Source organism: Sulfurimonas aquatica (assembly GCF_017357825.1).
Taxonomy (GTDB): Bacteria; Campylobacterota; Campylobacteria; order Campylobacterales; family Sulfurimonadaceae; genus Sulfurimonas; species Sulfurimonas aquatica.
In genome coordinates this window covers 2062347-2076231 of the sequence record NZ_CP046072.1, presented here as the reverse complement: position 1 = coordinate 2076231, position 13885 = coordinate 2062347, and the positions used below count along the sequence as shown (strand labels likewise).

The 13885-nt window shown below is 36.1% G+C and carries 16 protein-coding genes; 13 read left to right on the top strand and 3 right to left on the bottom strand.

Annotated features, from left to right (window positions below):
• Nucleotides 1–41 precede the first annotated feature (41 nt).
• The 12 genes from GJV85_RS09865 to GJV85_RS09810 all read left to right on the top strand — a co-directional run bounded on the left by GJV85_RS09865 (nt 42) and on the right by GJV85_RS09810 (nt 7874).
• A complete protein-coding gene (locus GJV85_RS09865; RefSeq protein WP_207561214.1) occupies nt 42–473 on the top strand; it encodes a hypothetical protein in 432 nt (143 codons plus the stop codon).
• Nucleotides 466–1014 carry a hypothetical protein gene (locus tag GJV85_RS09860; RefSeq protein ID WP_207561213.1) on the top strand — a complete coding sequence of 183 codons (549 nt, stop codon included), beginning with the start codon at nt 466–468 and terminating at the stop codon, nt 1012–1014. The genes GJV85_RS09865 and GJV85_RS09860 overlap by 8 nt, the downstream gene beginning before the upstream one ends.
• Nucleotides 1008–1718: an exonuclease domain-containing protein gene (locus GJV85_RS09855; protein ID WP_207561212.1), complete on the top strand. Its 711-nt coding sequence runs from the start codon at nt 1008–1010 to the stop codon at nt 1716–1718. The genes GJV85_RS09860 and GJV85_RS09855 overlap by 7 nt, the downstream gene beginning before the upstream one ends.
• 2 nt (nt 1719–1720) lie before the next feature.
• Nucleotides 1721–2101, top strand: a complete 381-nt coding sequence (locus tag GJV85_RS09850; RefSeq protein ID WP_207561211.1) for a hypothetical protein — start codon at nt 1721–1723, stop codon at nt 2099–2101.
• On the top strand, nt 2091–2687 hold the full coding sequence (gene rsmD / locus GJV85_RS09845) for a 16S rRNA (guanine(966)-N(2))-methyltransferase RsmD (RefSeq protein WP_207561210.1): 597 nt from the start codon (nt 2091–2093) through the stop codon (nt 2685–2687). Before GJV85_RS09850 ends, rsmD begins: the two co-directional genes overlap by 11 nt.
• Before the next feature lie 53 nt (nt 2688–2740).
• A complete protein-coding gene (locus tag GJV85_RS09840) occupies nt 2741–3784 on the top strand; it encodes a flagellar basal body P-ring protein FlgI (protein WP_207561209.1) in 1044 nt (347 codons plus the stop codon).
• Nucleotides 3784–4098: a rod-binding protein gene (locus GJV85_RS09835; RefSeq protein WP_207561208.1), complete on the top strand. Its 315-nt coding sequence runs from the start codon at nt 3784–3786 to the stop codon at nt 4096–4098. The genes GJV85_RS09840 and GJV85_RS09835 overlap by 1 nt, the downstream gene beginning before the upstream one ends.
• An 84-nt stretch (nt 4099–4182) precedes the next feature.
• Nucleotides 4183–4386 carry a flagellar biosynthesis anti-sigma factor FlgM gene (locus tag GJV85_RS09830; protein WP_207561207.1) on the top strand — a complete coding sequence of 68 codons (204 nt, stop codon included), beginning with the start codon at nt 4183–4185 and terminating at the stop codon, nt 4384–4386.
• A 24-nt stretch (nt 4387–4410) separates the two neighbouring features.
• Nucleotides 4411–4839, top strand: coding sequence for a hypothetical protein (locus GJV85_RS09825; RefSeq protein WP_207561206.1), 429 nt, complete (start codon nt 4411–4413; stop codon nt 4837–4839).
• A gap of 1 nt (nt 4840) precedes the next feature.
• Nucleotides 4841–6724 carry a flagellar hook-associated protein FlgK gene (flgK, locus tag GJV85_RS09820; protein ID WP_207561205.1) on the top strand — a complete coding sequence of 628 codons (1884 nt, stop codon included), beginning with the start codon at nt 4841–4843 and terminating at the stop codon, nt 6722–6724.
• A 5-nt stretch (nt 6725–6729) separates the two neighbouring features.
• Entirely contained in the window at nt 6730–7527 is a 798-nt protein-coding gene (locus GJV85_RS09815) for an ABC transporter permease (RefSeq protein WP_207561204.1), read from the top strand.
• Nucleotides 7527–7874 (top strand): DUF3147 family protein, encoded by a 348-nt coding sequence (locus GJV85_RS09810; protein ID WP_207561203.1) that lies wholly within the window; start codon nt 7527–7529, stop codon nt 7872–7874. The genes GJV85_RS09815 and GJV85_RS09810 overlap by 1 nt, the downstream gene beginning before the upstream one ends.
• Nucleotides 7875–7884: 10 nt before the next feature.
• Here the strand turns inward: GJV85_RS09810 and GJV85_RS09805 are convergent, their stop codons facing one another.
• Entirely contained in the window at nt 7885–8346 is a 462-nt protein-coding gene (locus tag GJV85_RS09805; protein WP_207561202.1) for a hypothetical protein, read from the bottom strand.
• 105 nt (nt 8347–8451) lie between these two features.
• Here GJV85_RS09805 and GJV85_RS09800 point away from each other — a divergent pair, with 105 nt between their 5' ends.
• Nucleotides 8452–9891 (top strand): protein adenylyltransferase SelO, encoded by a 1440-nt coding sequence (locus GJV85_RS09800; RefSeq protein ID WP_207561201.1) that lies wholly within the window; start codon nt 8452–8454, stop codon nt 9889–9891.
• Here GJV85_RS09800 and GJV85_RS09795 read toward each other — a convergent pair.
• The gene (locus GJV85_RS09795; protein WP_207561200.1) at nt 9888–10820 is read right to left on the bottom strand and encodes a Wzz/FepE/Etk N-terminal domain-containing protein; all 933 of its coding nucleotides are present in this window, start codon (nt 10818–10820) and stop codon (nt 9888–9890) included. The genes GJV85_RS09800 and GJV85_RS09795 overlap by 4 nt on opposite strands.
• Nucleotides 10820–13870 (bottom strand): SLBB domain-containing protein, encoded by a 3051-nt coding sequence (locus tag GJV85_RS09790; protein ID WP_207561199.1) that lies wholly within the window; start codon nt 13868–13870, stop codon nt 10820–10822. The genes GJV85_RS09795 and GJV85_RS09790 overlap by 1 nt, the downstream gene beginning before the upstream one ends.
• Nucleotides 13871–13885: the final 15 nt, after the last annotated feature.

Sequence of the window (13885 nt, the reverse complement as noted above, 5' to 3'; positions counted from 1 at the left end):
GCTCAAGAGTATTTTGATATACTTTTGCAAAGGAAATTGTTATGAGTTCAGCACTTGATAGGCTAAAAAACTTAACAAGTAAGATATCTGGTTATGAAGTAGCTAGAAAAGATAATCTTAATGAGTTAAGGAAAATATTTATAGAGATTGGTATTGATAAAAAAGTTGATAGCTTTGAAGAACTCTTTGCTTACAAGGCTATAAATCTCTCAGGAGCGTCTCTGTTGAGTGAGACTTTAGGGGAGATAAAAGAGGGGAAGTATCTACAAATCTTGGCTATTAGTTATGATAAAAATGCGTCTATTAAGAGTAAAAATAGTTCTTTAGCATACTATGGCAGAGTAGAAAACGTAGAGACAGAGTTTAAAGATAGGGTGGTTGAGTTTATCATCCGTTATAGGTTTGAGAAAAGTTTTATAACGCTAGAACATTATCATGATATGTTAGAGGGATTTGGAAAAAAAGGTGAGTAGGTTTTATATACTTCTTTGGCTATTTTGGTCTCTTAGATTAACGCTAAACAGTATTTTAATGGCTTGCCTTATATCTGCGTTTATTACATTGGGCATATACGTAAACCAAGGTTCTTTGGAGTTAAACCAAAGTGTTTATGAAGCTCTTTTTTTAGTTTTTAAGTTTTGGTTTGTTCTATCTTGGAGTTTAACCCTTTTGCTTTCACTCTTTAGAGAACTCAAACCAATATTTAACAGATGCATAAACGGATATAGATTAACTCTGCTTAGTTGCCCAAGTGAAGGTAAACAAGAGAAGATCAAAGAGATAGGCTATGGAGACTTAGTAAAAGTATGGAGAAAGTGGTTCATGCTAATAATCTGGCTAGTGGGAGCACAGATGATTTTAGTGGTTGCATTTACAAAGCTTTTTACGTCTGGGAGCGCTATTTTTGATTGGTTTAATATCTATACTCTTTATGGTTTTGTATTAGTTGGGGGATACTTCTCCTTTATGATACTCAGTATGCGTTGTAAAAAGGTTAAAATAGAGCGATGTTGATTTTTATAGATACGGAAACTACGGGAGTAGAGAGTAGCGACAAGATATGCTCAGTCGCAATTATAAATAAAGAGACTAAAGAGATAAAGTATGAACTGGTAAATGAAGGCAAAAAAATACCGCCAGAGGCTTCGAGCATACATCATATTACAAATGAGATGATAAAAGAGAAGCCCGCATTTATAAAGAGTGAACTCTTTAAGTACCTCCAAGAGCATAACACAGAGGACAATACTCTTGTAGCTCACAATATAAACTTTGACTTAGAAAAACTCTCTAGCAGTGGTTTTTTTTGGAAGGGCGACGTGATAGATACTCTTAAAGTAACAAAACATCTCATACCCGAGTGTGAACTCTTCTCCCTTCAAGTTCTGCGTTATGAATTAAAACTTTATAAAGCTGAAGAGGTAAGTAAAGTAAAGTATGGAATTAAAGATGCTTTAGTCGCTCATAACGCTCTAAGCGACGCCTTAGTAAATCTACTTTTATTTGAATACTTAGAAGATATATGTGACGTAGACAAAATGAAAGAGTTAAGCTTTAAAAACGTTTTACTTCAGAAGTTTAGTTTTGGAAAACATAAGGGCAAGTATATTGAAGAGGTGGCTCAGAGTGATAGAGCTTACTTAGAGTGGATGCTTAGAAGCGCTACTGACGTAGACGAAGATATAAAATATAGCATAAACCACTATTTACAAGGATGATTATGAGAGTTGCTGTTGAGTGTAAGTCACCACTATTACAAAAATCTTTAGAGCTTTTTTTATCAAAATATCTATGTAGTTCTAAAAAGTGCGACATAGTCGTTCGTGATGAAGAGTGCTTGAATGACGTGAGATGCTTTTATATCTCTAGTGAGCCTAACGCAGACCTAATCAAGCCATTTTCAAAGTCTCAGCTAATTCTTGAGTTAGAAAAAAAGTATAAAGAGTTGTATAAAGACTTTCTCGAACCACAAGTTGCTCAAGAAGAGGATGAACTCTATGAGTCTATGGATTTTTCCATATTAGAGCAGAGAATAGAAGTACTAACGCAAGAGTATAAACAAAATATATTAAGAACGGTAAAAGCGTTTTATGAAAAATAACTCGAATAAACTTAGTAAAAAAATCATCTCAGGTAAGTTTAGGGGAAAGGTTCTAAAACTTCCTTCTAAAGCTACAACGCGGAGTTCAAAGTCTATAGTTTTAGAGTCATTTTTTAATACCCTGCAGTTTGACATAGTTGACGCGAACTTTGTTGAGGTCTTCTCAGGAAGTGGCTCTATAGGTCTTGAAGCGCTAAGCCGTGGAGCAAAAAAAATATACTTTATGGAACAAGATAGAGACGCTCTCAAAACTCTCAAAGATAATATAGCTCAAACTGACCCAAGCGCTTGTGAAGTACTCGGTGGCGATAGTTTCTCAAACATAAACGCCATTGTCAAAAAACTACAAAAGAGTGATGAAGAGGCATATTTTTACGTTGATCCTCCTTTTAGCATTCGTGAGGGAATGGAAGATATCTATGATAAAACTATGGATTTGATAGCAAAACTACCTGTCCAAAATTGTAGATTAGTGATAGTCGAACATATGACTGGCTTAGAAATTCCTGATGAACTAGGTCCATTTAAAGTTAGCAAATCAAAAAAGTTTGGAAACACGACGCTTACTTACCTAAGTGGCGAGTAAAGCGAAATAGTGGAATAATAATTGCTATTTCTTGAGTAATTCAAGGAAGAACAATGAAATATTTACTACTCACTTTATTACTACTCTCTTCATTAAACGCAACAAAGATACAGGATGTATCTAACATCGTAGGCGTGCGTGAAAATCAGATTATAGGCTACTCACTTGTAGTAGGTCTCAAAAAAACTGGTGATGGAACAACTTCAAAATTTACTCTGCAATCAATCTCAAACATGCTAAAAGCTATGAACATTGACATGAACGCCATAGACATTAAGTCAAAAAACGTTGCAGCGGTTGTAGTAACTGCAACAATGAAACCTTTTGCAAGACAGGGTGATAAGTTTAGCGTTAACGTCTCTTCCATAGGTGATGCAAAATCACTTGAGGGCGGAACACTGCTTATGACACCTCTTAAAGGGGTCGATGGAAAGATTTACGCGCTTGCGCAAGGCTCTATCAGTATAGGTGGAAAAAACTCAGGTGGCGCAAATGAGTCCCATCCAACTACCGGTACGGTCTTTGATGGCGGTTTTATAGAACGCGAGATAAATATAGACCTTTTTAACCAAGAGTATGCAACTCTTTCTCTAAAAGAGTCAGGGTTTAAAAACGCCATTAGCGTTCAAAATGCTATAAATAAGTTCTACAGCACGCCTGTAGCCGTAGCAAAAGACTCTAGAAGCATAAGACTCCAATGTCCACAAAATCGCTCAATGATAGAGTTTTTAGCAGAGGTTCAAGAGATAGATATGGACTACACAACTGCTAACAAAATAATAATAAACGAGAGAACTGGAACAATAGTTGCAGGAGTAAATATAACGCTTAAGCCTGTCGTCATCACTCATGGCGACATTACTATCAAGATAGTAGAACAAGAAAACCTATCACAACCTGAAGGTTCAATGGCTGTTGATGATAACATGGTTATAGGGCTTAATGAAAACCAGATCTATACAAAAGAGGGGACAACGACAGTTGCAAACCTTGTAAGATCTTTACAAAAGTTAGGGGCTTCTCCTAAAGATATCATTTCTATATTAGAGGCGATGAAAACGGCAGGAAGCATATCTGCCGACTTAAAGGTAATATAATGAGTTACGGTATGAACGCTATTGGAACGCAAGCGCAGATGATGGCCACTCAAAATGCTATCCCAAAGATAGACGTAAACGCAGAGGATAAATCACTCCGTGAGCAAACCGACGCGTTTGAGTCTGTAATACTAAAAATGCTTATGGATAACGCGATGAAAGATGAGAAAAATCTCTTCTCATCTCAAAACGATCCAGGCGATAAAATATATAAATCAATGTACCGAGACGAACTCAGTAAAGCTAGTGCTGGCGGGTTTGGTTTTTCGCAAATGCTTTATGATTATCTAAGTCAAAAGAATTCTCTAAATTAGGCGTAATTTGTCTTTATGTTTTTATTTTTTAGTCGATATAGTTGTATAACTAATAAACTAATATGAGAGACTAAAGGACTTATTATGATTTCACAAACAAATAGTTCAGTTTTACAGGGTGCTTATGCAAGTAAAACAAATGAAACCAAAGAACAAAAACAGGGTGTAAATATCACTAAACAGGGTGATATGAGCAAGGTAGAACAACTTCGAGAGTCAATAAACTCTGGGGAGTACAAAGTAAATATAGAAGCTTTATCTAAAAAGATTGCAGAGAGTTTACTTTAAAAATTAAAGAAACAGGAGTTAGATATGTTGTCTCATCATCTACAAAATGCCTTAAAAGATTTAAGGGATATCATTAAAATAACTGAATCAGATATCGAAGATATAAAAAAAGCAAGTCACGATACTCAATTTGACAGACTCTCTTTAAAAGAAGAAAAATTAAAAAGTTTTGAAGCAAAAAAAGCTATTATCGACTATGAAATATCTAATCTGATGACATCTAACCCTGATACACAACTTCCAAACCTTTTAAATCCAGAACAACATAAACTTCTAGATGAATTAAAGGTTGAACTCTCTAAACTCAGAGAGGTAAATAAGCACTATGCAAAATTGGTTCTAGTTGTAAGTAATCTTTACAATACATTTTTAGAAAGGTTAGTTCCAACTGAGATGCAAGGATATAATAAAGTAGCATCTAAAGACTCTTCAATTTTGGAAGTGAGAGCATAAGATGGCTGGCTCACTTTTTAACACGCTTCACACAGGCTATACCGGATTAAACGCTGCTCAAGTAGGTATTAATACTACTGGACATAATATTGCTAATGCTGAGACAGAGGGCTATACAAGACAAAGAGTCGTAACAAGTGCAGCAACTCCAATTAACTCACGAATTGGTAATATTGGTAATGGTACTGATGTTCAAGATATAAAAAGAGTTTTTGATAACTTTGTATTTGATAGATTTTCAACTGTATCTGCTGAAAAAGAGTATAGTCAGTTTGAGCAACAAACTCTAGAGCAACTCTCGACTTATTTTCCAGAGATAGACGGTGTTGGTATAAAAAACGATCTCTCAGAGTACTACAATATGTGGCAAACTTTTGCAGATAATCCTGGAAATGACTCAATAAAAGTAGCACTCTCACAACAAACGCAGACTCTTACAAGACATATAAATGACACACAAGATCAAGTTGTGAAACTTCAGTCTCAGCTAGATGATCAGTTAAGCGCAACTATAAACCAAGTAAATGACTTAGCAAAGCAACTCGCAGAAGTAAACAAGTCTATAGACAATGCAGAAGTAGCAGGAAACTATGCTGCAAATGATCTACGTGATAAGAGAAATGTTATAGAAAAAAGTCTCTCTCAGCTTATAGGCTCAAAAGTTTCTCAAGGTCAACTTCAATCTGATATTAGTTTTGATTCTAATGCAAATACTAGAACAGGAAGTTATACACTCAATGTTGGTGGTTTTAATATCGTGGATGGAAGTACATTTCACCCTATTCATATAAACAATGATCAAAATCCTCTCGGGTTTAATGAGATATCTTATGAGAGACAAGATGGTGCACTGCTCCCAATGTCTGATGTCATAAAAGGTGGTAAAGTCGGTGCAATTCTCTCTTTACGTGGTGGAGCGATAGACACTACGAGTGGTATGCCTGTAGATGGAACTATACAAAATGTTATAACACAGTTAAATGCTTTTTCAAAAGGTTTAGTTGAATCTACAAATAATCTTTATGCTCAGAGTTCTCGCACAAAAATGGAATCAAGTTATATTGAGTTAGATGCAAATGACTCACTTCTTAGCTCAAACCTAAATATTAATGAGGGTGCGTTTGACATGATCGTTTATGACATAGATGGGAATGAGGTTGCACGAAGAAGTATAGAAATAGATGTATACACGTCTATGAGTGGAGCTTCTGGGAGTAACTCGATAGAGGGACAGATTTTAGCAAATGGTGATGATAATGGTGATGGAAACGCGAACAACAATATAGATGATTTTATAAACTTCAGTTACAAGGCAAATGCGAATGGCGATCTTAAGTTAGATCTCGCAATGGACAATCTTTTTGAATCTCAAGGCTATACTTTTGCAATTTCTGATCAACTTGAAGATACATCATTTGCATCAGGAAGTAATTTTGCAGGAGCGATTGGACTTGGAAAATTTTTAGATGGTGATAGTGCTACAAATATAAGACTCGCTTCTGAATTTGAGACAAACCCTACATCAATATCTTCTGGATTTTCTGGCTTAGCGGGTGATAATAAAATGGCATTAGCAATGGTGCAACAGCAGTTTGAATCATATGACTTTCAAGTAGCTAATGAGACATATAACTCCACAATCTATGGCATGTTTGACATAACTTCGACCTATATAGGAGTCTCTACAAACGCGGCAATCACTAAGTCTGAAACTGTCTCGACTCAGTATAACGCGACAGAATTAGAATATATGTCAGTATCAAAAGTAAGCATAGATGAAGAGTTGACAAATCTTATAAAGTACCAGACATCTTATGGTGCAGCAGCTAAAATCATAACAACTGTAGATCAGATGATGCAGACTCTCTTAGGAATAAAACAGTAATAGCTATGCCAAAATTTAGCATAGCTGTTCTTCTTTTTGTATTTGTTTTCTCTTTTTTTGGTGGATACTTTTACATACATGATGCATATACCCTCAACAGTAGTAGTATTTTACTTCCACCCTCTCTAGACAACCTACTAGGAACAGATAGACTAGGTCGCGATATATTGGCACGGCTTATGGAAGGTGGAAAAGTCTCTTTAAGCATAGGTGTTGGAAGTGCATTTATAGCTTCTTTAGTAGGACTTATACTCGGTTCTACTGCAGGATATTTTCGAGGAAATGTTGATAAGGCGTTTGTTGTTGCAGTTGATCTCTTTTTAACTTTTCCTACATTTTTCTTACTACTTGCACTTGTAAGTTACGTAAACGCTTCAACATGGGTTCTCATAGTCATTATATCTATAACAGGATGGATGACAACAGCGAGACTTATACGTTCTGAGAGTTTTAAGATAAAGTCGCAGCCCTATATAAAAATCTTAGATATTGCTAAGGTAAGTAAAACTAAAATACTTTTTAAATACTATGCACCTATACTCGCACCGATATACTTCGTTAGCTTTACTTTTGGAGTAGGGGGTGCGATACTTGCAGAGTCTGGTCTTAGTTTTTTAGGTTTAGGGATTGTCGCTCCACAAATGAGTTGGGGGACAATTTTAAGTGGTGGAAAAGACGTAGTAGAGATAGCTTGGTGGGTGAGTTTTTTCCCAGGTCTTATGATATTTTTAGTGACATTCTCACTTATTAACATCTCTAACTATCTACAGCAGATAACAAATCAAAAACAGGTTCAAAATTAATGGTTTACTATGTTATAAAATTACTTATTACAACGTTTTTAATAGTTCTAATTTCAGAGATTGCAAAGAGAAACTCTTTGGCAGGTGCAATGTTAGCGGCTATTCCTTTAGTTTCCATACTTGCTATGATATGGATGTACGTAGATACAAATGAGAGTAAAAGCGCTGTGGAGTTCTCAAACTCTATAGTTTGGTTGATAGCCCCATCTATGACACTCTTTATCTCTTTTCCGATTCTCATTAAAAGAGGATTAAGTTTTTATCCGAGTTTAGCTATCTCTGTTGCATTGACAATCTTTGCATACTACAGCGTTATATTTCTTCTTACAAAACTAGGCATTAGATAAGAGTAGTTTTTTAGTTAACTACTTTGCCATTAACGGTTTTTGTAATAGTTATTTTTGCACCACTATTGTCAATAGTTATTTCACTATGCTCGTCCATTACATAGCGACGTAGGGTTATTTGACCTAAGTTATCATTTTTAATATTTTTTACGATTTTATACCCATCCTCTTCAAAGTAAAAAATGCACTCGTCAAGAGATTCGAAGTCAGTTTTGTTTTCTTCTCTACTTGGTTTTTCTTCTTGATCGTTTACCTTTTTTGTTGCAAGGGTTTTATCTTTTTCTTCTGAACTTGGCACTTTAATTTTTATACCACTACTACTCTCATCATATAAGACTTCTAAACCTACATATGGAGAGTTAGTTGTATCTATCCACTCATTTGTAGTGAACTCTTTTGTCTCCCCGTTAGAGAGCATTATAAGACCATAACCTTCTACTTCATTAAACTGATATATCATTCCTATAAACATTTTGCTCCCCTTTAATAAATATGGATTTTATCTAGTTAAACTTAAGATATAAATTATTTTTTTATCACTAGCTACTATTTAGAACTACAAATGTAAAATCGGGTTATGAATATAGAAAATATAAACCTAGAAACTCCTTACCTCTCTCTTGATAGTGAATTTTACGACTTGAGTGATCCCATTCCTCTTGATGAGCCCTATCTTGTTAGTTTTAGTAAAGAGGCTGCAAAGCTAATAGATTTAGATACTAAAAGTGTAGATGATCCTCTTTTGGTGTCACTATTAAATGGTAGTTTTACTCCTAAAGGAGCAAAGCCTTTTGCTATGTGTTACTCGGGACATCAGTTTGGTCACTATAACCCATGGTTAGGTGATGGAAGAGCTAGTAACTTAGGTAGAACAAATGGCTGGAACTTACAGCTAAAAGGGAGCGGAGAGACTATGTACTCTCGTATGGCAGATGGTAGAACGGCTCTACGTTCATCGATACGCGAATACCTTATGAGTGAAGCGATGCATCACCTAGGCATTCCTACTACAAGAGCTCTGGGCATCATTGGCTCGAAGACAAAAATCATACGAAATCAGATGGAAAAAGCGGCGATGGTAATGCGAATGTCAAAGAGCTGGGTTCGCTTTGGTACTTTTGAGTACTTTTTTTACAGAAAAGAGCATGATAAACTAAAAGCACTTTGTGAGCATGTTATAGAAGAGTCCTATCCTCACCTTAAAAATGATGAAGATAGATTTTACAAAATGTTTTGCGAAGTAGTGGAATCCACCGCAAGTTTAATCGCTAAGTGGCAAGCGATAGGCTTTTGCCATGGCGTTGTGAATACTGACAATATGTCTATAGCAGGGCTAACTATAGACTACGGCCCCTTTGCAATGATGGATGATTTTAAGTATGGATACATCTGTAACCACACAGATAAAATTGGCCGCTATAGCTATGCCGAACAGCCAAACATCTCCTACTGGAACCTTACTAAACTCTCAGAAACTCTCGTTCCACTTATCTCAAAAGAGAGGATGCAGAAAAAACTCGATGAGTTTGGCTCGTCTTTATATCCAAATGCTTACATAGAGAGTATGAGAGAGAAACTTGGGTTAGAGTTGAAGTTAGATAATGATCTTGAACTTATAGAGGACCTTTTAGTCGCCTTGCAAGATGGCTATGTTGACTATACGCTTTTCTTTAGAACACTGAGCCACTATGATGGTGATAGATCTGCACTCTATGATATCGCTATGAATCCTGTAGCTATAGATAACTGGTTGAAGATGTATGATAAGAGACTAGAGCAAGAAGTAGTTAGTGAGTCTGAACGTAAAAAAGCTATGTTAAAGAGTAACCCTAAGTATGTTTTGAAAAACTATATGCTTCAAGAGGCCATTACTCATGCAGAGTTGGGAGATTTTTCTATGGCGCAAACATTGCTTCATATTGCTGAGCATCCTTATGATGAACTACCTGAGTATGAACACTTTGCGCAGGAGACACCAGAAGAGCATAAAAACATCGGGCTCTCCTGCTCCTCTTAATCTTCCTCTTTTCTTATAAACTCTAAAAAGAAAACTAAGAACATGCCAAGGATAATGCTTGTAACAAACGAGACAACTAAAATAAGTCCGCGTTTAGGCTTACTCTTGTCTTTTACGTAAGCTTTGGAGGGAAGTGTTAAAACATCACACTGATAATATACTTTTGACTGTATCATCACCTTCTCTTTAAGAATGTCCGAAATCATCTGTGAGAGACTTTGACGCAGTTCAAAACCATCAGCCTTAATAAGCTCTTTTTCAAAATAGCTCAGTTTACTATTTATGATTTTAAGATTGTTATCCACTAGGTATTTACTTGCGTCTTTTAAAAAGGCGTTGATGATAACTGGTGGATAACTTCTGTCACTGTCACTATATGTGACTGTTATAAGTGCTGTCTTTTTATCACTAGAGATTGAGAAATTTGACTTTATAGATTTTACAAGTTCAAATATCTCTGAGTCATAATCGATTTCATCTTCAGGATTTTTAGATGACTTAAACATCTCATAAAAACCTCTAAACCCCAAGGCAAAGACATAGTTCTTATCAAACTCATCTCTTGAGTAGTATTCATAGATTTTGTTTTTTATAACAAACTTTTTCATAAACTCGTAGTTGTTTAAAAGTGAGTTAAACGCAACATCAGGGGTCATGCTCCCACCACCAACGCTTACTCCTGCCATAGCGGCTAAGCCACCAAGACTCCCTAGACCACCACTAGCACTCTCTGTAGGGATTAAAATCGACTCTGACTTGTAAACATTTGGCTGTTTTAGAGCGTAAACAAATGTAAGCGCAACTATTACAACCGTAACAATTGCTATAATCTTCTTACCCTTCAGTATAGTTTGCCATAACTCTCTAAGGTCTATCTCATCTTCTTCTATATAGTGAGAATCTTGATTTGTTGTTGCAACATCAGACATTAGATGACTCCTAGACTATTAACAGCCGCTGCAGTAAGAGCAAAACTTGACATGATTTTAGCTACACTATCCCAAAGTTCAAGTGTATTGTACTCTTTGACATAGATAGGGACAACGACAGTATCACCTCTTTGTATATCTATGCTTGAGCTAAAAAGTCCACTTGTCGCAGGCTCACTCGTGCCATTTGCATGGATAACATAGATTCTACTCTCATCAGCAGCACGAGCAAGCCCACTCGCCATCTCTATGTAGTCATAGCTATCTTTATTTTCATTGTATACAAATGAAGTAGGGTTAAACACCTCTCCAAAGACTGTAACGGTATCGATATTGCCCGGGATGAAGATAGAGTCTTTATCTTTGAGCGTTACGTTAAATGGACTCTGCTCAAACTCCGTTAAGTTAGCATCAAGTTCTATGCTTATTCGCCCTATTGGTTGGTACTTCTCAGCCTCTTTTACAACTTCATTGAGTGAGTCCATAGTAGCAGCTGATCCAACGGCCGCTTTTGAGTTTGCGGGCATTGCGTTAAAGACCGCTAGTTGTCTTTTTATTCTTGAGAGTGATTGGTTGTACTGTTGTATTTGGTTTGCACGTATACTCTCTCTCGTAAAGACGGCCGCTTCTATGAAAGCATTGTCTGTGTATCCACCGGCTCTTTTTATAATGCTAGAGAGTTTCTCTCCATTATCTATTGTATAAGTTCCAGGAAATTTTACTTCACCACCAAGAGTAACGCTCCACTTTTCGCCCCATTTAGGAATTTTAAATATTCTTACTTCATCATAAGGATCAAGTGTAATGTTTGCATACTCTTTTATAGGCGCTTCAATTACAATCACTTCTCTTTGTCTCGTTTGGTTTTTGTCAATATGGTATCTTATGATTTCAAGCTTTTTAGTGTAAGCGGTTTTAGTAAGACCTTGAGCCATTACTAAGAGATCATTTAGTCTCATGCCTTTACCATATTTCACAGTTATAGGATTGTTCACTTCACCTGAGATAGTAACAGTCTCATAGTCCTGTGCACCCCATCCTAAGATAGGAGAGACTGTTATCTCATCGTATGGCTCAAGGATGACATCTTTGGCTTGCGTGTTTTCTAAGTTTACAGTGATGATTTTTTGTTGTCTTGTTTGCGTTTTGTCAACATAGTACCTTGTTATGCTCAGTGATTTTGTATACGCTTTTTTTGTATATCCACCAGCTATATCCAAAATATTTTGAAGAGTCATACCCTTCTCATGATAAACAGTACTGTTTTTTACCACTTCTCCACTAATGCTTACAGGCTCTAGTATATGCTTAGAGTAGTAGTCATACACTTCTACTTCATCATAAGCACTTAGTTTCATGTTGCCTTCATTTTTGAGTGAGTAAAAAGTAGTTTTTGGCATAAAGTTGTCAGTATTATAAGTAGTAACTCTTACTCTATCATCCACTACTCCATTTATTCCCGATGCATTGATTGCATCTTCTATGGTCATACCCTCTAAAAAGTTAAGTTTTCCACTCTTTATGAGCAAAGATCCAACCGTAGTAACGTATGATGACGTATAGATGTCATTTTGGTTGAAGATATAGAGTTCATCATTAGCTTGAATGTTTACCTCTTCACTTCCATTTAAAACATTTGCAAGATTAAAAGATTTCGATTTGTATGTAAGGTCCTTAGAGTAACTCTTTATAACGCCATACTCAAAATATGTATGCGGAAGAAAGAACTTTTTGTACCCATCTTTTATAGATCTACTTAAAAACTTATTGAGAGTTTCACCATTTACAATTCTATATGCACCAGGTCTTATAACATTTCCATAAATATTAATGCTGCTTTTTGCCGTAAAGTCTAGTGGATAGATATAAATGCTATCTCCATCTTTCATTTTGATATTTTTTGACTCTTGATAGCTAACCGTCAGTACTTCAGTTTTTAGGTTCTGCGAGTAACGCGATATCTTGATGTTGTGCTTTGACGCATTTGGTTTCATACCGCCAGCATACTCTATAAGTTTACTTAATGTCTCATCTCTGTTTAACTCAAATATTGCGGCATGATTTACAAAGCCATCTATACTTACTAATTTTTTTGCCTTGCCTACGCTTATGACATCGCCTTGCTTTAGAAGTGTAGTGCTAAACTGTTTTGCCTTAAATAATAGGTCGTAGAAGTCCATTTTTGCTATGACTTTTGATCCTCTTCGTATAGTAATGTCTCTGACTGATCCAGTCTGTGCTACACCATGAGAAGCTATAAGTAGATCTTTGACTGTAGAAAATGAAGAGAGATTGTAGATACCAGGAGATTTAACGTCACCTATGAGTGTCACTTGTATGGTGCTATAGTTACTCATGCTAATGTTGAAGCTACTCATTTTAAAGTGTGCTTTTAGCTTGTTCTGCAGAGACTTCTTCGCATCTTTAAAAGTAAGACCACCTATTTTCACCGGTCCTATAAACTCTATCTCAACCGTTGCATCATTTTTCACTGTTAAACTATACTCTTTATTTCTATCACCATAAACATGAACTCGTATAACGTCACCAGTAGATACAAGATAGTTCTCTGGAGTAGGGAGTGATGATATGTCTATGTTGTTTTTATTTGCAAAAAAGCTTGTAGAGTAGCGAGCAAGTTTTGTAGTTATAAGAGACTGCTGTTTCGTGTCAAGTTCATTTTTAAGGTCGGCATTAGTCTTATAAGCAAAAGGGTTTACTCTTTTAGTAAGTGAAATATTTTCTTTAGGTACTACTTCATCAGTTGTTGCAGAATTTTCATCTATCTTCTGCTCAGTCTCTGCCATATCTATCTCATTTTGAGCACTCTCAGTTGTTGCCTCAGTAGTAGAAACAGTTGTTCCAGTCTCAGAGAGCTTTTGCTTTACTTGCTCCACTGTTACTCCTTTCTCCGCCATTGCAGCTTTTGCCTGAGGAGTATTAAGCAGAGCTGGATTTGCTGAGACAGCTTGTTGTATCTGTGCCATATTTGGCTGAGCATAAAGGGATGTTAAAAGAAGAGTAAAAAATGTGAGTGAACGATAGAACATAGGTGAAATGCCTTT